Consider the following 21,230-nt stretch of genomic DNA (forward strand, 5'->3'; position numbering starts at 1 on the left):
GGGCCGTGCGTCAGGCCACCTTGGCGTAGGGCTCCAATTCGCGCAGCAGGTGGTTGAGCGCGGCCGGGGCCTGATTGCCCTGCCGGGCCAGCCGCACCACGTCGCCCAGCACAATCACGGCCGGAGCCGCCAGGCCCGCGTGGGCGGCCCGCGCGGCGATGTCGGCCACGGTGCCGATGGCGGCGCGGGCGGTGGGTAGGGTGGCGTGCTGAACCACGGCGGCCGGCACGTCGGCCCCGCCGTAGCGGGCAAACAAGGCCGCGATTTCGGCCAGGCGGCTCAGGCCCATCAGGATAATCGTGGTGGTGCGCGGCGAGCGGGCTGCCTCCAGCAGCGCGCCCGCCAGCTGCCCGTCGGCGGTGGTGGCGGTCAGCACCCGGAAGCCTTCGCTCAGCCCGCGGTGGGTAGGCGGAATGCCCAGGCTGCCCGCCGCCGCCACCGCGCTGCTGATGCCCGGCACGTACTCGGTGGCCAGCCCGTGCGCCTCGGCGTGCAGCATCTCCTCGCGGCCCCGGCCAAACACAAACGGGTCGCCGCCCTTCAGCCGCACCACGTGGCCGCGGCGATAAGCCCACCGCACAATCAGTTCGTTGATTTCTTCCTGCGAATAAGCCTTGAAGCCCAGCCGCTTACCCACGAATACCAGCTCGGTGCCGGGCCGGGTGTGGGCCAGCAGCTCGTCGTTGGCCAGCGCGTCATACAGCACCACGTCGGCCGCGGCCAGCACGCGCGCGCCCTTCAGCGTCAGCAATTCGGGGTCGCCGGGGCCGGCTCCCACCACCGTCAGGCGGGGTAGGAAAAGAGGCGAATTGGTCATAAGGTTTTTGTGCTTAATGCCTTTATTTGGAGACGTTTGCCGTTGCGAGCAAAGCGAAGCAATCGCAAACGATTACTAATCAGATAGAAAATGCCGGCTCCACTGGAATCTCCTGCGTGAAATACTCGGGGTCGGTGGCGGCCACCAGGCCGGCGGCCAGGGTAGCGCCGGTTTGCTCATCCACCAGGATGAAGGCGCCGGTGGCGCGGTTCTGGCGGTACTCGTCCACTACCAGGGGTAGGGCCGTTTTGAGGCGCACCCGCACGATGTCGTTCAGTTTGGCCTCGTCAGTGCCCTGGCTTTCAAAGGTTTCGATATCGGTTTTCTGCAAAATGGTCGTCACCGACGCCTTCACCACGGCGGCGTGGTGCTGCACCAGCAGCTTGCGGCCGGCGCGCAGCGGGCGCTCATCCATCCAGCACAGCGTGGCTTCCAGCTCGCGCACCACCGCCGGGTGGGCGCTCACGGGCACGATGGTGCTGCCGCGGCTCACGTCCACATCGTCGCGCAGGCTCAGCACCACGCCCTGGGGCGCAGTGGCCGAGGCCACCGCCTTTTGGTCGATTTCAATGACGTCAATCACCGTTTCGAGGCCCGAGGGCCACACCCGCACCCGGTCGCCCACGCGGTACGTACCGCTCTGAATACGACCCGCGTAGCTCCGGTAGTCGGGCAGCTCTTCCGTCTGCGGCCGAATGACGTACTGCACCTGAAAGCGCGGCTCGTGGGGGTTCGCATCGGCCGGCACGGGCACGCTCTCCAGGTGTTCCAGCAGGCTCGGGCCGTGGTACCAGTCAATGTGCTTTGAGCGCTTCACCACGTTGTCGCCGTGCAGCGCGCTCAGCGGAATGGCCACCACGTGCGCCAGCTTCAACTGCCCGGCAATTTCCTGGTAGTCAGCGACTATCTGCTGAAAAACGGCCTCGTCGTAGCCTACCAAATCCAGCTTGTTCACGGCCAGCACAAACTGCCGGATGCCCAGCAGCGAGGCCAGCAGCGTGTGGCGGCGCGTCTGCTCAATCACGCCCTGGCGCGCATCCACCAGCACAATGGCCAGGTCGGCGTTGCTCGCGCCGGTCACCATGTTGCGGGTGTACTGCACGTGGCCCGGCGCGTCGGTGATGATAAACTTGCGGCGGGGGGTAGTGAAGTACTTGTGCGCCACGTCAATCGTGATGCCCTGCTCGCGCTCCGCCTTGAGGCCGTCGGTGAGCAGCGCCAGGTCCACGTCGGTGCTGTTGGTGGCGTTACGCTTCTTTTCCAGCGTCGCCAGCACGTCGAGCGACACCGAGTCGCTGTCGTACAGCAAACGGCCGATGAGCGTGCTCTTGCCGTCGTCCACGCTGCCGCAGGTAATAAATCGGAGAATATCCATGAGGTGAATTTATAATCGTCTGTCATTGCGAGCGCAACGAAGTGGAGCGCGGCAATCTTTCCTTAATCGTTGGAAAAGACAGGATAGTGAAAATTGAATTGGTGTGTGCAGATGACAAGGAAAGATTGCCGCGCTCCACTTCGTTGCGCTCGCAATGACAGACGATTAGCTTAAAAATACCCGTTCCGCTTGCGGTCTTCCATGCCGGTTTCCGACAGGTTATCATCGAGCCGCGTGGCGCCGCGCTCGCTCACTTTGGCTAGTAGCAGGTCCTGAATAATGTCGTCCACCGAGGCCGCGTCGCTCTCCACGGCGGCCGTGCAGGTGGAGTCGCCCACGGTGCGGAAGCGCACGCGGCGGTTTACTATTTCGTCGGTATCGTCGAGGTTCAGGTGCTCACTCAGGCCCAGTAGCTGGCCGCTGGGCAGCACCACGCACTGCCGCTCGTGCGAGAAATAAATCTCGGGCAGCGCTATTTTTTCGCGCTGAATGTAGTTCCACACGTCCAGCTCGGTCCAGTTCGAAATGGGAAACACGCGCACGTTTTCGCCCTTCCGAATGCGGCCGTTGTAGATGTTCCACAGCTCGGGGCGCTGGCGCTTGGGGTCCCACTGGCCAAAGTCGTCGCGCACCGAAAAAATGCGCTCCTTGGCGCGGGCCTTCTCCTCGTCGCGCCGCGCCCCACCGATGCAGGCATCAAACTCAAACTCCTCAATAACGTCGAGTAAAGTGTACGTTTGCAGCGGGTTGCGGCTCGGATACTTGCCGCCCGGCTCGCGCAGGCCGCGCGCCCTGATGGTGTCCTCCACCTTGCGCACCACCAGCTTTTCGCCCAGTGAAGCAACCAGCTTATCGCGGTAGGCGATAATTTCCGCGAAGTTGTGGCCCGTATCAATGTGCACGAGCGGAAACGGAAACTTGCCCGGCCGAAAGGCCTTCTCCGCCAGCCTCGTCAGCGCAATCGAGTCCTTACCCCCCGAAAACAGCAGCGCCGGCCGCTCAAACTGGCCCGCCACCTCACGCAGAATGTGAATAGCTTCGGCCTCTAATCTATCTAGGTAATCCATTGTTTTTAATAATTTATAAGCCGTCTGTCATTGCGAGCGCAGCGCGGCAATCTTTCCTGCACACTAGGGTTAGTAATCAAATGAGAGCGAACGACCAGGAAAGATTGCCGCGCTGCGCTCGCAATGACAGACGGCTTGGTTCTTCAGTTAATAGCTTCCACCACCGGGTCAAGTCCTTGGTGCTCAGTGGTGTCGTGCAGGCCGCATTCCTTGGCGTCGGCGTTTTCCCACCACCAGCGGCCGGCCCGAAAATCCTCGCCCGGCCGGATGGCGCGGGTGCAGGGCGCGCAGCCAATGCTCACGAAACCCTGCTGGTGCAGCGGGTTGACGGGCACGCCGTGCTGCTGCGTGAAGGAGAGCGTGTCGTCCCATGTCCACTCAAACAGCGGGTGCACTTTGATGAGGCCGTGGCCGGCGTCCCACTCCACCGGGTGCATGTGCTGGCGGTTGGCCGACTGCTCGGCCCGGATGCCGGTGAGCCAAATCTGCTGCCCCGCCAGGGCTCGCGCCAGCGGCTCCACCTTGCGGATGTGGCAGCACTCCTTGCGGTTAGCTATACTCTCGTAAAAGCTATTCGGGCCCTTCGCCGTCACCAGCGTCTCCAGGCTGGCCGCTTGCGGCGCAAATACTTCAATGGGTTGCTCGTAGCGCAGCAGGGTTTTGTTCCAGGTCGAATACGTTTCCTGAAAATTGCGGCCCGTGTCGAGCGTAAATACCCGCACGGGTAGCTCATTGGCAAAAATGAGGTGGCTCAGCGCCTGGTCTTCTAGCCCAAAAGACGTCGAAAATGACACCCGGCCGGGAAAATGCCCGGCCACGGCCCGAATAATTTCCAGCGCGGAATGCCCGGCCAAGTTGCGGCGCAGGTCAGCGACCTGGGCCGCAAGGGTACTATCCATGATGAGAGAGGGGTAGGGATTTCCGTGGGCCAGCTACCGCTAAAAAAGCGGCCGGACACGCGAGGCTGCTCCCGCCAGACCACACTGGCCCGGAGAAGCATTAAAAACCCAAATGAGGAGGTAGCCTACTGGTTGTGAAAGCGGTGGGGCGTGCTAGCAGCCCCGCATAGCTCCCGTGCGCATTTGGCCAGCCCCTGCCATACAACAACACCCATGCTGTAAAGCAGCAAGCGAAGTGGTCGTAAAGCGGGGGTTAATGGAGCAGCACACGGCAACTTGTTTTTATATGTCCAGGACTTGGCACCATTCCAGCAAGTAGCTGGGGGTTGCCGGCGTTTCGTCGAGCCTGTCTCTCCACGCCTCTTTATAAAAACAATCCTTCTGGTAAGAGGAATTGATGCCACAAAGGTAGAAGCGGAATTTTGGTAATTCCAAATAAGCCGGCGAAATCCCGAAAAACAACGGGCGGCTTCTCGTCAGAGAAGCCGCCCGTTGTTTTTGACTGCGGTATAAGCAGGGGGTAGGGATTTTGTTTTGTAGCATAGGCTTTAGCCTGTGCGTGCGCCCTACGCACAGGCTAAAGCCTATGCTACAAGCCCTTATCCAAGTTCAGATTCTCTTGGGGCTCAGCGCCCATAAATGGATAAGGATATTCCACCGGCGGATTAAACGTCTCCTTAATGGCGCGCGGCGACACCCAGCGCTGCAAGTTGAGCAGCGAGCCGGCCTTATCATTAGTGCCCGAGGCGCGAGCCCCGCCGAAAGGCTGCTGGCCCACCACCGCGCCGGTTGGCTTGTCGTTAATGTAGAAATTGCCGGCCGCGTTCACCAATTTCTTGGTAGCCAGGTCGATGGCGTAGCGGTCCTGCGAAAAAATAGCGCCGGTGAGGGCGTAGGGCGAGGTCGAATCCACCAGCTCCAGCGTCTGCTCAAACTGGTCGGCATCGTACACAAACACCGTCACCACGGGCCCAAAAAGCTCCTCGCACATCGTCACGTATTTCGGGTCTCTGGCCCTAATCACGGTCGGCTGCACGAAGTAACCTTTCGACTTGTCGTGGTGGCCGCCCACCACGATTTCGGCGTCGGGGCTGGCCTTGGCCTCGTCAATAAACTTGGCCAGTTTATCAAAGCTGGCCTCCGTAATCACGGCGTTGATGAAGTTGGTAAAGTCCTCGACATCACCCATTTTCATCGACTCCACGTCCTGCTTCACGTAGCCCAGAATCTCATCAGCCAGGTTGGAAGGAAGATAAACGCGCGAGGCCGCCGAGCACTTCTGGCCCTGGTACTCAAACGCGCCGCGCGAGATGGCCGTGGCCACCGCTTTGGCGTGAGCTGACGGGTGCGCCACGATAAAGTCTTTGCCGCCCGTCTCGCCCACAATGCGGGGGTAGGACTTGTAGCGGTGAATATTCTGCCCAATCTCCTGCCAGATAGTCTGGAACACCTTGGTCGAGCCCGTGAAGTGAATGCCCGCAAAGTCGCGGTGCTTGAAAATCACGTCGCCGGCCACCGGCCCATCCACGTAAATGAGGTTAATAACGCCCGCCGGCACGCCGGCTTCGATGAACAATTCCATCAGCACCTGCGCCGAATAAATCTGGGGGTAGGCGGGCTTCCACACCACCACGTTGCCCATGAGCGCCGCCGAAACCGGTAGGTTGCCGGCAATGGAGGTGAAGTTGAACGGCGTGAGCGCAAACACGAAGCCCTCCAGCGGCCGGTGCTCCAGGCGGTTCCACATGCCGGGCGACGACTCGGGCTGCTGATGATATATTTCCTGCGCAAAATACACGTTAAAGCGCAGAAAATCAATTAGCTCGCACGCCGCGTCAATCTCGGCCTGAAACGCATTCTTGCTTTGGCCCAACATGGTCGCCGCGTTGATGCGGGCGCGGTAGGGGCCGGCCAGCAGCTCAGCGGCCTTCAGGAAAATGGCGGCGCGCTCTTCCCAGGGCAAGCCGGCCCAGGCCGTGCGGGCGGCCAGCGCCGCCTCAATGGCCTGCGTCACGTGGCTGGCATCGCCCTCGTGAAAGTGGGCCAGCACATGCTTATGGTCGTGGGGCGGGGCCAGCGGCAGCTTGCGGCCGGTGCGCACTTCCTGGCCGCCAATGTGCATCGGAATATCGCGCTCTACCTGCTTGATGCGCTTCAGTTCTTGCACCAGCTCGATGCGCTCGGGCGCGCCGGGCGCGTAGCCCTTCACAGGCTCATTGATGGGGGTAGGGACGCGGAAAAAGGCGTTGGACATAGGGTAGGGAATGTGGGCGGGTAATAGTTAATTTTTAATCGTCTGTCCTTGCTTCGCAGGCTCGCAAGGACAGACGATTACAGAAAATTGCGCAACTCCGCCAAGCTGCTAATCTCATACGTTGTTTCGGCGAAATGCCGCCGCTTGTCAGGATTAAAATACACCTGGTCAATGCCGGAATTATAGGCTCCTAATATGTCGCATTCCAGATTATCGCCCACCATCAGGCTTTCGGCGGCGGTGGCACCTGCGCGCGCCAGCGCGTGGGCAAACATGCGCGGGTCGGGCTTCAAAAAGCCGCTGTGCTCGGAAGTAATTATTTCCTCAAAATAATTGGTGAGCCGCGACGAAGCCAGCTTAACGTGCTGTACATCCTCGAAGCCGTTGGTAATTAAATGCAGCTGGTACCCCTTGTCCTTCAAGTAGGTAAGCACCTCGTGCGTGTGCGGAAAAACCGCCGCCTTGCGCGGCAGAATATCCGTGAACCGGTCCGAAATATCGCTCGGAATATCAGCTTCGGCCACGCCCAGCCGGGTGAGCGTGCGCACGAAGCGGGTTTCGCGCAACTGCTTCTGCGTTACCTTGTTGCTCTGATACAAGCGCCACAGCGCGTGGTTCACGTCGCGGTAGCGGCTGCTGAATTCCGCAAACGTAAATAGGCCATGGCGCGCAAGGTCGTAGTCGGCAAACAGCTGCTCCAGTGTTTCGTGGGCGTTAGTTTCAAAGTCCCAGAGCGTGTGGTCAAGGTCAAAAAACAGGTGGCGGTAGGCTTTCATGCACAAGGGGGGTAGGGGCCGTAAAAACTTAACTTTCGTTATCCAGAAACTGGCCGGGCCGGGTGGCTTCCCCGGCCAGATACCGCACGAAATCGGCGGCATCTTTGGGTTGCACTTTGCCAAAAGCCTCGGCTTCGGGATAAATTATGAGCGCCGCGCCGGGGCCTTTTTTGCAGTGTTTGCACAGGTCGAGGCAGTTGCAGGTCTGCACGCGGGTGTGCAGCTTTTCGCCGTGCAGCAGCAGCTTTTTTACGCCCTGGATTTTTAATTCTTTTTTAAGCGCTTTGGCGACATCTTCGCCCACGCCCGACTTCTGGTTGGTACAAACAAATATTCGGCGTTGCATACGGGCGGGTTGGGCTAGGCGGGGGGGGTAGGGGGCAGCCACCGCCGGTTCTGAATTTTGTAGGCGGCCAGCTCGCGGTTGTTCCACAGGGTTTGGTAGGTCTGCTGGTCGCGCACGAGCTGCGGGTCGCGCTCCATCCAACCCAGAATTTGCGGAAGTAATTCGGCCGTCTCGTCGCGCAGGAAGTAGAACATCCAGTTGTCGAGGCGGCGCACGCCCACCAAGCCGACGTTTTTGAGGTAGGCCAGCTGGCGCGAAGTTTTAGTTTGGGTAAAATCGAGCACCTGCTCCAGGTCGCCGACCACCATTTCGCGGTTGCGCCACAGCAGATGCAGCAGCCGTACACGGCTTTCGTCGCCGAGAGCTTTAAAAAGCTGCTGCCCGAATGCAACCGGGAAATGTTTTACGCGCATCTACCGTTCAGAATGACCTGGCCCGCCCGGCCGGCCCCAAAAGTACGACGGGCGCGGCGGGCAGCTTCGTATATTTGCTAACGTATCCCGCCGCTAACCTTTTACTTTGTGAATAGTCGCCGTTTCCTTCTGCTGCTCAGTCTGGTAGTTCTGACCGGGCTGCTGGCCGCTCCCCGTGCCTGGGCCCAAGGCAAGCGCCGGGTGGTGCAGTTTACGGGCATTGTGGCGAGCGGCGACAGCCTGCTGGGCGTGCCTGGCGCGTCGGTCTACGTGCCCAAGGCCGGGCGCGGCACCACTTCCAACGCCTACGGCTACTTCTCATTGGCCGTGCTGGCCGGTGATAGTATCGTGTTTCGCTCGCTTGGCTACCGCAACCAGACCATTGTTATTCCCCCTGATTATCAGCGCCAAAGCTTCTCGGTAATCGTCACGATGCAAGATGACCCCACCATGCTGCCCGAGGTGCGCATCTTTCCCTACACCACTGAGCAAGCCTTTAAAAAAGCTTTTCTGGCCCTGCGCCTACCCGACGATAAGGGCACTTCCGCGGCTGACAACCTCAACGAGGAGCTGATGCGCAAGATTTTCAACTCCCAACCAATGGGTGCCACGGCTAACTTCCGGCAAACCATGTCGCAGCAGCAGTATAACCTGGACCGCCGCATGGGTACCGCCCCCAACCCGCAGAGCAACAACCCCTTGCTGAATCCTTTCAGCTGGCTCCAACTCGTGAAGCAGATTAAGGACGGCGAGTTTAAGAAAAAAGAGGGGGTAGACTATTAGAAAAACGTTTGTGTTTGCGAGCCTGTGAAGCAATCTTTCCTAATCGGCTGCAAACATCCCCGAGGTATAAAGGAAAGATTGCTTCTCAGACTGGCAAGGACAAACGTTTTTTACAATTAATAACCAGAAATTCATTTCTCCTGTTTAGCAGAGGGTGGCAATCAGTTGCTACCCTTTTGCTTTTGCTATGGATACGAATATTCCGGTTTCAAGTAATCCGCGGGTGGTAATAATCGGCTGCGGTTTCGCGGGTCTCAAGCTGGCACAGGAGTTGGCCAGCGCACCCGTGCAGGTAGTAATGGTAGACCGCAATAACTACCACAATTTTCAGCCGCTGCTCTATCAGGTGGCGACCGGCGCGCTTGAAGCCGACAGCATCGCCTACCCCGTGCGCAAGATTTTTGCGGGTCAGAAAAACTTCTTCTTCCGGGTGGCCGACGTGCACGCCGTAGACCCGGCTTTGAAGATGGTGCGCACCAACATCGGTGATATCAGCTACGATTACTTGGTACTGGCCACCGGCTCGCTCACCAATTTTTTCGGTATCGAGAGCATCGAGAAAAACGCGATGCAGATTAAGAGCATTCCTAACGCCCTAAACCTGCGGAGCTTTATTTTTCAAAATCTGGAGCAAGCGGTCCTTACCGACGACCCCGCCCGCAAGCAGGCGCTGCTGACATTAGTGGTGGTAGGCGGCGGCCCGACGGGCGTAGAAATTAGCGGCTCGCTGGCTGAGATGCGCCACGGCGTGCTGCCCAAAGACTACCCCGAGCTAGACTTGAGCCAGATGCGCATTATCCTGGTGGAAGCCGGCCCGGCTGTGCTAGGACCCATGTCGAAGGAGTCGCAGCAGGACGCGCAGCGCTACCTCGAAAAGCTAGGGGTGGAGCTGCGGCTGAACACGGTCATCAAAAAATACGAGGATGACCGGGCGTACTACTCTGATACCGAATATATTGATGCTGGTAACCTGATATGGGCGGCCGGCGTGAACGGCGCGGCCGTGCCCGGCCTGCCCGACGCGGCCGTGACCCGCAACAAGCGCATCACCGTCAATAGCTGGAACCAGGTGGAGGGCGAACCCGACATTTTCGCCATCGGCGATGTGGCCAACCTGGTTACCCTCGATATGCCCAAGGGAATGCCGATGCTCGCGCCGGTGGCCCAGCAGCAGGCTAGCTTGTTGGCTGATAATCTTCAGCGCCTGATGCGCGGCGAGCAGCCCAAGGATTTCGAGTATCTCAACAAGGGCGTGATGGCCATCGTGAGTCGCAACAAAGCCGTGGTGGATTTGCCCAAAGGCATTCACTTTAACGGCTTTTTGGGCTGGTTGTCGTGGTTGTTTATCCACCTTATTCTGCTGGTCGGCTTTCGCAACAAGCTAGTGGCGCTGGTGGATTGGGCTTTCAGTTATTTCAGCTCGGGGCAGGCGCTGCGGCTCATCATTCGGCCCTTTTACCGTTTCGACAGGGGCGATGCGCTCGGTAAGCACGCCGCCGAAGAGCGCGCCGCTACCCCGGAGTATAACGCGCCGCCGCCCGCCATTCAGCAACCGGCTACTCAGCCCGCGCCGGTGGGGTAGGGGGTAAGCCAGAGGGAAGAAAGGCCGTCATGCTGCGCCTGTCGAAGTATCTCCACCGAACGAAATCCGAACTGTGCGGATGATGCGGTAGAGATGCTTCGGCAAGCGCAGCATGACGGCCTTTTTTATTGTACTTGTTCTCTTATAATAGCCCGCTAAAAAAGCCCGGCAAGATGCCCAGAATCAACGATATAGCTGCCAGCACCACCAGCGTAGCCGCTTGAAAACCATCCACTGCAATCGGCGCGTCGTTACCCGGCTCAGCGGGGCGCATATACATGGCGATGACGGGCCGCAGGTAGTAATAAATGCCCACCATGCTCATCAGCACCGCGAAAACCACCAGCCAGATGTAGCCCTGCCCGGCCACGGTGACGAAGATAAAAAACTTGCCGAAAAAGCCGCCCGTGAGTGGGATGCCGCCCAGCGAGAGCATCGCTACCGTCATCGAAAAAGCCAGCAGTGGGTTGGTACGGCCCAGGCCCGCGAGGCCAGCGTAGTCCTCGCGCTGGCGCTGGTCCGACACGAGCTTGAGCACGCCGAAGGCTGCCACGGTGGCTATCGAATAAGCCAGGCTGTAGAAGAAAATGGCTTGCGCGGCCGGGCCGTCAAGCTGGCCGCGGCCGGCTACCAGGCCCAGCAGCAGGTAGCCCGCGTGGCTCACGCTGGAATAGGCCAGCATCCGCTTGGCGCTGGTTTGCACGGCCGCGCCCACGTTGCCGAGCAGCAGCGTGAGCACGCACATGGCAATGATGGTTGGTAGCCACACGGCGCTGGTGCCGGGCAATGCCACCAGCAGCAGCTTCAGAAACGCGGCAAAGCCGGCCGTTTTTACCACCGTGCTCATAAAGGCGGTGAAGAACGTGGGCGTGCCTTCGTACACGTCGGGCGTCCAGAAGTGGAACGGTGCGGCCGACACCTTGAAACCGATGCCAATTACCATCAGCAACACGCCTACGTAGAGCATGGGCTGCAAGCTGGCATTAGCGGGCGCGGCGATATTGGCGGCCAATTGGTTGAGTTGGAACGTACCAGTCGCGCCGTACACCAGTGCGATGCCGAAGAGCAGAATGCCGGTAGCGAACGCGCCTTGCAGGAAATATTTGAGCGCCGCCTCGTTCGAGCGCACGTTGCGCTTGTCGGAGCCCGCTAGTACATACATGCTGATGCTCAGGATTTCAATGCCCACGAAGAGCATGATGAGGTGATTGTAGCTCACCATCATAATGGCCCCGACCAGCGAAAACAGCAGCAGCGAGTAGTATTCGGCCAGGTTGGGCTCGTGGGCTACCACGTAGGAGCGCGAGAAGGGCAGCAGCACCAGGGCCGTGAGCAGCACGATGCCGCTGAATGCCACTGAATAGTTGTCCACCGTCAGCATCTGCGCTACGTAGGGCGAGTCGAACAGGCCCGTAATGCTGCCGGCGTGGTTCCAGTCGAGCAGATTGACGCCGAAAACCAAGGCTAGCACCACCAGCGCGAAGGGCAGCAGCACCCGATTGGAGCGCAGAAAACCCAGGAACAGGTTGACGATACCGAAGACGGAAAGAAGAACTATTGGGAGCATACTAACTATACTTCAAAGAAGAACGTCATGCTGAGCTTGCCGAAGCATCTCTACCGCTTCATCCACACCGTTCGATGAAGCAGTAGAGATGCTTCGGCAAGCGGACACTAGATGAGCATGACAATAAAAACTACCTACCCACCGCCGTCAGAATGCTGCTGATGGTAGGCTCGGATAAATGCAGGAAGGTGCCGGGAAACAGGCCCAGCCAGAAAACCAGCAGAATAAGCGGCGCAAACATGGCCAGCTCAGCCCCGCTCAGGTCGGTGATGGTGTCAGAATGAGCCGAGGGCGGCCCCAACATCACACGCTGGTACATGCGCAGCAGGTATACGGCCGAGAAAATGATGGTGAGGCCGGCCACCGCGCCCGCCCACATGTTGAACTCGTAGACGCCCGCCAGCAGCAGAAACTCACCCACGAATCCTCCCGTGAGGGGTAGGGCTACCGTGCTGAGCAGCATCACGATAAAGCATACGCTCAGCAGCGGTGTGCGGCGGGTGAGGCCGCCGAGGTCGGCAATGTGGCGGGTGCCGGTACGCCGCTCAATGGCATCGGCCACCAGGAACATGCCCACCACGTTTACGCCGTGGGCCAGCATCTGGATAACCGCACCCTGCAAGCCAATGTCTTTGAGCGAGAACACGCCGGCAATCATCAGCCCCACGTGTGAGAGCGAGGAGTAGGCGATGAGCCGTTTCATGTCGTGTTGTCGGATGGCGATAATTGCGCCGTAGATAATGCCGATAATGGCCAGCACCACCACCAGCTGCTGCCACTGGCTGGTGCCCAGCGGCACCACCGGCAGCAGCCAGCGCAAGCAGCCGTAAATACCCATTTTGAGCATAATGCCCGAGAGCAGCATCGTGGCCGGGGCCGGCGACTCGGTGTACGTATCGGGCTGCCAGGTGTGGAAGGGAAAAATCGGCATCTTCACCGCGAAAGCCGCGAAAATGAGCCAGAACAGCCACGACTGCTGCGCCGCGCCCAGCTGGTGCCCGGCCGTGTAAAACGCCTGAATATCGGAGGAGTGCGCGGCCAGTGAGCCGGCGGCCGGGCCGGTCTGCAAGTACAGATACACGAAGCCGGCCAGCATAAACAGCGAGCCGATAATGGTGTATAAGAAGAACTTAAACGTAATCTGAATGCGGCGGTCCGAGCGGCTCCAGGCCCCGGCCAAGAAGTAAATCGGAATCAGCGCCACTTCCCAGAAAAAGTAGAACACGAACGCATCCAAGGCCGTGAACACGCCCAGTAGGCCGGTTTGCATGAATAGCACCAGGGCGTAGAACGCGCCAGGGTTGTCGTATTCTTTATGCCGAAAAGCGGTGGCCAGAATAATCGGTACTAGCACCGCCGTGAGCAGCACCAGGCACAAACTCAAGCCGTCAATGCCCAGGTGAAAGGTGATACCCGCCGATGGTATCCAGTTGAGGTTGAGGTCGAAACGCCCCGGCCCGTTGCGGACGAAGACGAATGCCGCGAACGCGGCCACGGCTAATTCTACCAAAGAAGCCCCCAGGGCCAGAACGCGGGCCGCGCTGCCTTTGGCAAAGTGCAGCACTAGGGCGGCGGCCAGCGGGAAAAAGACTAGAAAAGCTGTCAGCATTAGCGCAAGCGGGGCGGTGGCGGCCGGAAGCCCGGCGCGCCAAACCGCGAATTAGCTGCAAACTTACTGCGTGCATTGGGAAGGTGGGCACCCCGACCGGCGAAAAATAGCGCGTCGTGCTCCCTACCCCGTAAGTTTGCAGTGATGCCTCGCTACCCGATTACCGACTTTTTGAGCGCCGCCGGCGGTCCTATCCTCGACGTGCGCGCCCCGGCCGAGTACGTGCAGGGCCACATGCCGGGCGCGCTCAGCCTACCCCTGTTCACCGACGACGAGCGGGCCCGCATCGGTACCACCTACAAGCAAATCAACCCCGACAAAGCCGTGCTAATGGGCCTCGATTTTTTCGGCCCCAAAATGCGCGCGCTGGTCGAAGAGGCCAAACGTCTGGCTCCCGGCCAGGAAGTGCGGCTGCACTGCTGGCGCGGCGGCATGCGCAGCGGGGCCGTGCAGTGGCTGCTGGAGCTGGCCGGCTTCCGGGTCAATTTATTGGATAAAGGCTACAAGGAATACCGCCAGTGGGTGCTGGCCGAAATGGCCCGCCCGCAAGCCATGAGGGTGCTGGGCGGCTACACCGGCAGCGGCAAAACGGCCGTGCTGCACGCGCTGGCCGCCCAGGGCGAGCCGGTGTTGGACTTGGAGGGCCTGGCCCATCACCTGGGCTCATCGTTTGGGGCGCTGGGCCAGCTGCCGCAGCCCACCCAGGAGCAATTTGAAAATAACCTGGCCGCCGCGCTGGCCTCCCTACCCCCCGATAAACCCGCGTGGGTCGAGGATGAGAGCCGCAATATCGGCAGCCTCACCATCCCTACCCCCCTCTTTACCCAGATGCAGGCCGCCCCGCTGCTGGTGCTGAGCGTGCCGCCCGCAGCCCGCGTGCGCTACCTGGCCGGCAGCTACGGCCGCCAGGATGCCGGCGGCCTGGCTCTGGCCGTGCTGCGCATCAGTAAGCGCCTCGGTGGCCTCGTGACCAAAGAAGCCCTCGGGGCCATCGCTGACGGCGATATGCCCCGCATGGTGGAGCTGGTGCTGGCTTATTATGATAAAACCTACGGCTTTGGGCTAAAGGACCGGCCAGCCGTGACGGTAGCCGCGGAGGGTACCGACGCGGTAGCCAACGCGGCGCGGGTGCTGGCGGCGGTTACTAAAACTGAATTGTCATGCTGAGCTTGTCGAAGCATCTCTACTGCGCAAGTAATCTCAACGTCAGAGATTACTTGCGCAGTAGAGATGCTTCGACAAGCTCAGCATGACGTTCCCCTTAAAAAACGATTACTTTATGACTACCCCCGACCTCGACCACATTCGCCTCACCCAATACAGCCACGGCGCGGGCTGCGGCTGCAAAATCGCGCCCAGCGTGCTCGATAAGATTCTGCACAGTAGCCTACCTCAGCCCAACTACGAGAACCTGCTGGTGGGTAACGGCAGCCGCGACGACGCGGCCGTATACCGCCTCCCCGGCCAAGCTGGGCAATGCGTCATCAGCACCACCGATTTTTTTATGCCCATCGTGGACGATGCCTTCGACTTCGGGCGCATCGCCTCGGCCAATGCCATTTCGGACGTGTACGCGATGGGCGGGCGGCCGCTGCTGGCTATCGCGGTGCTGGGATGGCCCATTGATAAGCTCGCGCCAGAGGTAGCAGCCCGCGTCACGGAGGGCGCGCGCGCCATTTGCGCCGAGGCGGGCATTCCGCTGGCCGGCGGCCACAGCATCGACTCGCCGGAGCCGATTTTTGGGCTGGCCGTCACGGGTTTGGTTGATGAAAAGCACCTCAAGCGCAATGACACGGCCGTGCCCGGCTGCCGCCTCTACCTCACCAAGCCAGTGGGGGTAGGGATATTAACCACGGCCCAGAAGCGCGAAATTCTGCGGCCCGAAGATGCCGACGTGGCCCCGGCCCAGATGCGGCAGCTCAACAAAATCGGGGCCGCGCTGGGCGAGTTGGCCGGTGTGCGGGCCATGACCGACGTTACCGGCTTCGGCCTGCTGGGTCACCTGGCCGAGGTCTGCGAAGGCAGTGGCGTACAGGCCGTTATCGATTACCTAAGAGTGCCGCGCTTACCTCAGGCCGAGCGCTACCTGCTGCAAGGCGCGGTGCCGGGCGGCACGGTGCGCAACTTCCAGAGCTACGGCCACAAGGTAGGCCCGCTCACCGACGAGCAGAAATTCTACCTCTGCGACCCGCAAACCTCCGGCGGCCTGCTGGTGGCCGTGGAGCCGGCCAGCGAAGCTGCCGCCCAGGCCATCTTCGCGGCTCATGGTTTGGAGCTGGAAAGCTTCGGTGAGCTGCGGGCGCACCCCGAGGGTGAGCCGTGGATAGTGGTGGAATAAATTTAAGAGAATCATTTGTCATTGCGAGCGCAACAGAGTGGAGCGCGGCAATCGCCCTAGAACGATACTCGCACGACTCGTTCCAGCATTGTTCTGGGGCGATTGCCGCGCTTCACTCCGTTGCGCTCGCAATGACAAACGTTAAAAATAAAACTCCACAAGCACCAACCGGCCGTCTGGCCCCTACCCCCAGCGGCTATCTGCACCTCGGCAATGCGGTCAACTTCGTGCTAACCTGGCTACTGGTACGCTGGGCGGGCGGCACGCTGCACCTGCGCATCGACGACCTGGACCGCGCCCGGCTGCGGCGGATTTATCTGGAAAATATTTTTCGGGTAATTGACTGGCTGAAAATAGATTACGACCACGGCCCCACCGGGCCCGACGACTTTTTGCGGTACCACTCGCAGCTGCTGCACCTGCCCGACTACAACCGCATATTGCGCCGCCTGGCCCAGCAGCCGGGCTTGGTGCGCGGCAGCCAGCGCACCCGCACCAGCACGGCGGGGAGTAGGGCCGTGCCGCTAACCACGCCAGGGGCGGCCTGGCGGGCGCAGGTGCCCGCTGGTACCGTCATTGACTTCGCGGATGGCGGCCAAGGCGCCGTGCGCGTACCGCTGGCCGCGGCGATGCCCGATTTCATCGTGCGGCGCAAAGACGGGGTAGCGGCCTACCAGCTAGCTTCGGTAGTAGATGACCTACGGCTGGGCACCACGCTCGTCGTGCGGGGCCTCGACTTGCTGCCCAGTACGGCCGCCCAGCTCTGGCTAGCGGCCCAGCTTTCCGAAACTCAGCCCTTTAATGGCGGACAAGTGCACTTTTTTCACCATGATTTACTGACTGATGCCACTGGCCAGAAGCTCAGTAAATCGACCCAGGTCACCGGCGACGCGGGCATCCTGGGCCATACCCAGGGGCCGGCCGTAGTATACCGCGCCGTGGCCCGGCTGCTGGGCCTGCCGCCCGCGGCGGGCGAGTCGCTGGCGACGCTCGCCGCTGCGCCGCGACCCAGCACGAGTGCTATGATTCAGTAACGTTGCGCAGGGGGAATAGCCGGGCATCTTGCTGCGCACGAGTAGCGAATTTCACCTTTGGTCAGCATGCACCATCACACGTTCGGGGCGGCCAGTAAGAAATAAAATTTTTCAGATTCTACCCTGCACTCATCGCGCGGTTAAAACACCAGACTTCACCGTTTTACCGTCTTCTCAGCGTCACGAAGCTGTAGGCCAGCGCGTTCCGTTCGTCGGGCTCGTGGCGCTCGCGGGTTTCCTCGCGCCAGGTGGTGGGGGAGAGCGCGGGGAAGAAGGCATCGCCATCAGGCACGGTGGTGTGCACTTCGGTGAGGTGCACCATGTCGGCGGCGGGCAGCGCCTGGCGGTAGATTTCGCCGCCGCCGATAACGCAGACCTCCTCGCCGCCGGGCTGGGCGGCAGCCAGGGCCAGGGCGTCGGGCAGCGAGTGGGCCAGCAGCACGCCAGGCGGTGCCGGCCAGGCGGGCGTGCTGGTTACCACAATGTTGGCCCGGCCCGGCAGCGGCCGGCCGATGCTTTCAAACGTGCGCCGGCCCATCACCACGGGGCGGCCCAGGGTGTGGGTTTTAAAGTGCTTCAAATCGGCGGGCAGGTGCCAGGGCAGTTGGCCCTGCCGGCCGATTACGCCGTCGTCGGCCGCGGCTACAATCAGAGAAACCATCTTTTCAATTAGCAATTAGCAATTATCAGTTATCAAAGAGGTTGGCAAATCGGCTGTCATTGCGAGCGCAGCGCGGCAATGACAGCCGATTTGCATAAACCCTCTTAGCTCAAAACTAACTTATTACCCCGCAAAAACTCTTCGACCGACATTCGCTTTTTCCCTTCTATCTGCACTTCTAGTAGGTCGAGCCAGCCGCTGGGGGTCGCTACGCGCAGGTGCTGGCGGCCATCGGTGGCCCAGGTACCGGCGGGGGGGGTAGGGCTGGGCAGGGCGGCGGCGCGCAATATTTTCAGGCCCCGGCCATCGGGCAGGGCCGTGTAGGCGGCGGGGGCCGGCGCGAGGCCCCGCACCTGGTTTACCAGCTCCTGGGCGGGGCGCTGGAAGTCGAGCCGGCCGGTTTCCTTGGTCAGTTTGGGGGCGGGGCGCAGGTGGAGGGTAGGGGGCTGCGGGGTGCTGGGCGCGCGGCCCGCCGCAATGGCCGTCACCGTGCGGGCTGCCAGCACCGCGCCGGCCACCTTCAGCTTATCATATAAAGACCCAAAGTCATCAGCGGGTGCAATGACGATTTTATCCTGCAAAATGAGGTCGCCGGTATCAATCTCGTGGCGTAGAAAGAAGCTGCTGACGCCCGTTTCCTGGTCGCCGTGCATCAGGGCCCAGTTGATGGGGGCCGCGCCGCGGTATTGCGGCAGCAGCGAGGCGTGGATATTAACCGAGCCCAGGCGCGGCATCGCCCACACGGCCTCGGGCAGCATCCGAAAAGCTACCACTACCTGCAAATCAGCAGCGTAGCGTTTTAATTCTTCTTGGAAGACTGGGTCTTTCAAATTAGTGGGCTGCAGCACGGGCAGGCCGTGGGCCAGTGCGGCCACCTTCACGGCCGAGGCGTGCAGCTGCCGCCCGCGCCCGGCGGGCCGGTCGGGCCCGGTGACCACGGCCATCACCTCCGCCTCGGGCAGGGTGAGCAGGGTTTCGAGGGTGGGCACGGCAAAATCGGGCGTGCCCATGAAGATGAGGCGCAGGGGGGTAGGCATGGGGTAGGATAGAACAACGTAGAGACGCGACCCTTCGCGTCTCTTGGTGCAGAAAAGAGATTGGCCGCTAGGACAAACAACGCCGAGAGACGTGAAGGGTCGCGTCTCTACTTATCTGGATACAACAAATACTTCTTGCGCAAGGCTTTATACTCGCCCAGCCGCGGCTCCCAGCTGGCGCGGATACTGGCCTCGGAGCGACCCGCGATAACCTGGGCCCGCAGGGAGTCGGTGCCGGCCAGCTGCTCGAAATACTTCGTGAAAAAGTGTGGCTTGTCGGCGCTTTGCTGGTAAAAATCAAGCAGATAGCGCAGCGTGAAAAACTCGCTGGGCGCGCCGGGCGCGGGCTGGCGCAGGTCGAGGCCGTAGCAGCGCTGGCCGTTGAGGGGGGGGGTAGGGGAGCCGGCGTTGGGCTGGGGCGTAAACTGATAAGGCCGCGCCGCTGGCTGGCTGGGCGCGCCGATTACCTCAAACGGCTGGTCGGTGCCGCGCCCCACGCTCACATTAGTACCCTCAAATAAACAAATGCTCGGGTACAGCGCTACGGCCCGCGCCGTGGGCAGGTTGGGCGAGGGCCGCACCGGCAGGGGGTAGGGCGTGGCGTGGGTGTAGCCGCCCGCCACGGGCACCACCGTGAGGCGGCACTGCCGACCGCCAGCCAGCCACTTTTCGCCATTCAGCATCCGGGCCAGCTCGCCCACCGTGAGGCCGTGGCAGATGGGTAGCGGGTCGAGCCCCACGAACGAGCGATGCTGGGCTTCCAGCACCGGGCCGTCCACTACCGCGCCGTTGGGGTTGGGCCGGTCCAGCACGATGACCGGCTTACCCTGCTCGGCGGCGGCCTCCAGTACGTAGTGCAGGGTGCTGATGAACGTGTAGAACCGCACGCCAACATCTTGGATATCAAACACCAGCACGTCCACATTGGCCAGCATGTCGGGGGTAGGCTTCTTGGTTTTACCGTAGAGCGACAGCACCGGCGCACCAGTGCGGGCATCGCGCCCGTTGGCAATGGTGGCCCCGTCGGCGGCCTCGCCCCGGAAACCGTGCTCGGGCGCAAAAATGGCGGTCAGGTTGACGCCCAGCGCCTTCAGCGTGTCGGCCACGTAAGTGCGGCCCACGCGGGAAGTCTGGTTCACGACCAGGCCCACGCGCTGGCCCCGCAGCAGCGGCAGGTAGCGCGGTAGCTGCGCGGCACCCACTAGGGGAGATTTGGAATTTGACAGGAGGAATGAAGAATTAGCAGCTAGTAATTCTTTGTTATTTATGCCTGATTCCAAATTAGTCAATAGCCCCGCCGCTAATAAAAACCATCTCGTCATGGCTCAAAAGTAGCCTGCTGCGTAAGAAACGCGCCCTACCCCCCGCCCGACGCCCGGCGCGGCCGTAGCTTTACGCCCACTCGTGAACACCGCCCGCTACATATCGCGCCGCATGGATGGGGCCGACACCGGCTCCTTTACCCACTCCGTTACGCGCATCGCTACCGTTAGCATTGCCCTGGGCATTGCCGTGATGATAGTCTCGTTTTCGATTTTACACGGCTTTCGGGAGCAAATTCAGCAAAAGATATTCTCCTTCGGGGCGCACTTGCAGCTCTCGCGCTACGATACCAACAACTCGCTCGAAGTGGCCCCCATTTCCGAGCCCGAGCTGCGGCGCGTGCTGGCCCGCTACCCCCAAGTGGCTTCGGTGCAACCCTTTGCCCGCAAAACGGCCATCATCAAAACCCCCGACGAGGTGCTGGGCGTGGTGCTCAAGGGCGTGAGCGAGCGGCACGGCCTCAGCGCCATGCGCCAGAATATGGTGGCCGGCCGGTTCATCACCTTCGCCGACTCGGCGGCCAGCGACGACATCGTGATTTCGCGCAAAATCGCCGATAAGCTGCGTTTAAGCGTGGGTAGCCCGGCGGTATTCTACTTTATTCAGCAGCCGCCGCGGGTGCGTAAGTTTCGGGTAGCGGGCATTTATCAGACCGGCCTCGATGAGTTTGATGAGGTGTACGTGCTCGGCGATTTGCGCCAGGTGCAGGAGCTGAACGCCTGGCCCGACTCCCTGGTGGGCGGCCTCGAAGTGCGCCTGCGCGACTTCAGCGCCCTCAACCACACCTTCGACCAGTTTTATGAGCAGCTGCCCTACGAGGTGCGTATCGAGAAGATAACCGACCAGTACCAGCAGCTGTTCGACTGGCTGGGCCTGCTCAACCGCAACGTTATTATCTTCCTGATTCTGATAATCTTCGTGGCCACGTTCAACATGGTGGCCACCATTTTCATCATGATTTTGGAGCGCACCAAGATGATTGGCATTCTGAAAGCTATTGGGGCGACCGACAACCAGATTCGGGAGATGTTTTTTTTCCGGGGCCTGGCTATCACGGTGCGGGGGCTGATTATCGGCAACGTGTTCGCGCTGGCCTTCTGCTGGTTGCAGTATCACTTTCGCATCATCCCCCTCGACCCCGAAAACTACTACATGGACCGCGTACCCATTGCCTGGGACCTTGGCGTACTGCTGCTGCTCAACGCCGCCACCCTGGGCGCGTCCATCTTGTCGGTAGTGATTCCTACCTACCTGATTGCCCGCATCAAGCCGATGGTCGCCATCCGGTTCGATTAGGGGGTAGGGCAGAAAAATAGAAGTTAAAAATTAGGAGTTAAAAGTTAAGGTCT

The 21,230-nt window shown here is 60.8% G+C and carries 19 protein-coding genes and 1 riboswitch; of the genes, 6 read left to right on the plus strand and 13 right to left on the minus strand.

Features of this window, described 5'->3' with window-relative positions; translation table 11 throughout:
* Positions 1-10: 10 nt before the first annotated feature.
* The 8 genes from cobA to LC531_RS03995 all read right to left on the minus strand — a co-directional run bounded on the left by cobA (position 11) and on the right by LC531_RS03995 (position 7,947).
* The gene (gene cobA / locus LC531_RS03960; protein WP_223649027.1) at positions 11-817 is read right to left on the minus strand and encodes a uroporphyrinogen-III C-methyltransferase; all 807 of its coding nucleotides are present in this window, start codon (positions 815-817) and stop codon (positions 11-13) included.
* 79 nt (positions 818-896) lie between these two features.
* Positions 897-2,192: a sulfate adenylyltransferase subunit 1 gene (locus LC531_RS03965; protein WP_223649028.1), complete on the minus strand. Its 1,296-nt coding sequence runs from the start codon at positions 2,190-2,192 to the stop codon at positions 897-899.
* Positions 2,193-2,362: 170 nt separating this feature from the next.
* Entirely contained in the window at positions 2,363-3,259 is an 897-nt protein-coding gene (gene cysD, locus LC531_RS03970) for a sulfate adenylyltransferase subunit CysD (RefSeq protein WP_223649029.1), read from the minus strand.
* Between the two features lie 143 nt (positions 3,260-3,402).
* Positions 3,403-4,158 (minus strand): phosphoadenylyl-sulfate reductase, encoded by a 756-nt coding sequence (locus tag LC531_RS03975; protein WP_223649030.1) that lies wholly within the window; start codon positions 4,156-4,158, stop codon positions 3,403-3,405.
* A 279-nt stretch (positions 4,159-4,437) separates the two neighbouring features.
* Positions 4,438-4,531, minus strand: a riboswitch (SAM riboswitch).
* Positions 4,532-4,747: 216 nt separating this feature from the next.
* On the minus strand, positions 4,748-6,412 hold the full coding sequence (pruA, locus tag LC531_RS03980; RefSeq protein ID WP_223649031.1) for an L-glutamate gamma-semialdehyde dehydrogenase: 1,665 nt from the start codon (positions 6,410-6,412) through the stop codon (positions 4,748-4,750).
* A gap of 77 nt (positions 6,413-6,489) precedes the next feature.
* Entirely contained in the window at positions 6,490-7,188 is a 699-nt protein-coding gene (locus LC531_RS03985) for a YjjG family noncanonical pyrimidine nucleotidase (protein WP_223649032.1), read from the minus strand.
* A gap of 28 nt (positions 7,189-7,216) precedes the next feature.
* Entirely contained in the window at positions 7,217-7,534 is a 318-nt protein-coding gene (locus tag LC531_RS03990; protein ID WP_223649033.1) for a (2Fe-2S) ferredoxin domain-containing protein, read from the minus strand.
* A gap of 14 nt (positions 7,535-7,548) precedes the next feature.
* Positions 7,549-7,947: an ArsR/SmtB family transcription factor gene (locus LC531_RS03995; protein WP_223649034.1), complete on the minus strand. Its 399-nt coding sequence runs from the start codon at positions 7,945-7,947 to the stop codon at positions 7,549-7,551.
* A 108-nt stretch (positions 7,948-8,055) separates the two neighbouring features.
* Between LC531_RS03995 and LC531_RS04000 the strand changes: the two genes are divergently transcribed.
* Together LC531_RS04000 and LC531_RS04005 are read left to right on the plus strand one after the other, a co-directional pair.
* Positions 8,056-8,730, plus strand: coding sequence for a carboxypeptidase-like regulatory domain-containing protein (locus tag LC531_RS04000; RefSeq protein ID WP_223649035.1), 675 nt, complete (start codon positions 8,056-8,058; stop codon positions 8,728-8,730).
* 187 nt (positions 8,731-8,917) lie between these two features.
* On the plus strand, positions 8,918-10,312 hold the full coding sequence (locus LC531_RS04005) for an NAD(P)/FAD-dependent oxidoreductase (RefSeq protein ID WP_223649036.1): 1,395 nt from the start codon (positions 8,918-8,920) through the stop codon (positions 10,310-10,312).
* A 142-nt stretch (positions 10,313-10,454) separates the two neighbouring features.
* Here the strand turns inward: LC531_RS04005 and LC531_RS04010 are convergent, their stop codons facing one another.
* Together LC531_RS04010 and LC531_RS04015 are read right to left on the minus strand one after the other, a co-directional pair.
* On the minus strand, positions 10,455-11,879 hold the full coding sequence (locus tag LC531_RS04010) for an NADH-quinone oxidoreductase subunit N (protein ID WP_223649037.1): 1,425 nt from the start codon (positions 11,877-11,879) through the stop codon (positions 10,455-10,457).
* 130 nt (positions 11,880-12,009) lie between these two features.
* Positions 12,010-13,488, minus strand: coding sequence for a complex I subunit 4 family protein (locus LC531_RS04015; RefSeq protein WP_223649038.1), 1,479 nt, complete (start codon positions 13,486-13,488; stop codon positions 12,010-12,012).
* 144 nt (positions 13,489-13,632) lie between these two features.
* Here LC531_RS04015 and mnmH point away from each other — a divergent pair, with 144 nt between their 5' ends.
* The 3 genes from mnmH (at position 13,633) to LC531_RS04030 (ending at position 16,860) form a co-directional block, all read left to right on the plus strand.
* A complete protein-coding gene (mnmH, locus tag LC531_RS04020; protein WP_223649039.1) occupies positions 13,633-14,655 on the plus strand; it encodes a tRNA 2-selenouridine(34) synthase MnmH in 1,023 nt (340 codons plus the stop codon).
* 112 nt (positions 14,656-14,767) lie between these two features.
* Complete coding sequence (gene selD / locus LC531_RS04025; RefSeq protein ID WP_223649040.1) at positions 14,768-15,826, plus strand: selenide, water dikinase SelD; 1,059 nt, start codon at positions 14,768-14,770, stop codon at positions 15,824-15,826.
* Between the two features lie 131 nt (positions 15,827-15,957).
* Positions 15,958-16,860, plus strand: coding sequence for a glutamate--tRNA ligase family protein (locus tag LC531_RS04030; protein WP_223649041.1), 903 nt, complete (start codon positions 15,958-15,960; stop codon positions 16,858-16,860).
* Positions 16,861-17,023: 163 nt separating this feature from the next.
* On the opposite strand, the gene LC531_RS04035 is transcribed toward LC531_RS04030, so the two are convergent.
* The 3 genes from LC531_RS04035 to LC531_RS04045 form a co-directional block, all read right to left on the minus strand.
* Positions 17,024-17,521, minus strand: a complete 498-nt coding sequence (locus tag LC531_RS04035) for a dihydrofolate reductase (RefSeq protein WP_223649042.1) — start codon at positions 17,519-17,521, stop codon at positions 17,024-17,026.
* A gap of 104 nt (positions 17,522-17,625) precedes the next feature.
* Positions 17,626-18,558: a methionyl-tRNA formyltransferase gene (gene fmt / locus LC531_RS04040; protein ID WP_223649043.1), complete on the minus strand. Its 933-nt coding sequence runs from the start codon at positions 18,556-18,558 to the stop codon at positions 17,626-17,628.
* A 107-nt stretch (positions 18,559-18,665) separates the two neighbouring features.
* Positions 18,666-19,760 (minus strand): exo-beta-N-acetylmuramidase NamZ family protein, encoded by a 1,095-nt coding sequence (locus LC531_RS04045; protein ID WP_223649044.1) that lies wholly within the window; start codon positions 19,758-19,760, stop codon positions 18,666-18,668.
* A gap of 202 nt (positions 19,761-19,962) precedes the next feature.
* Between LC531_RS04045 and LC531_RS04050 the strand changes: the two genes are divergently transcribed.
* Complete coding sequence (locus tag LC531_RS04050; RefSeq protein ID WP_223649045.1) at positions 19,963-21,177, plus strand: ABC transporter permease; 1,215 nt, start codon at positions 19,963-19,965, stop codon at positions 21,175-21,177.
* Positions 21,178-21,230 lie beyond the last annotated feature (53 nt).

The organism is Hymenobacter psoromatis (assembly GCF_020012125.1).
Lineage (GTDB): Bacteria > Bacteroidota > Bacteroidia > Cytophagales > Hymenobacteraceae > Hymenobacter > Hymenobacter psoromatis.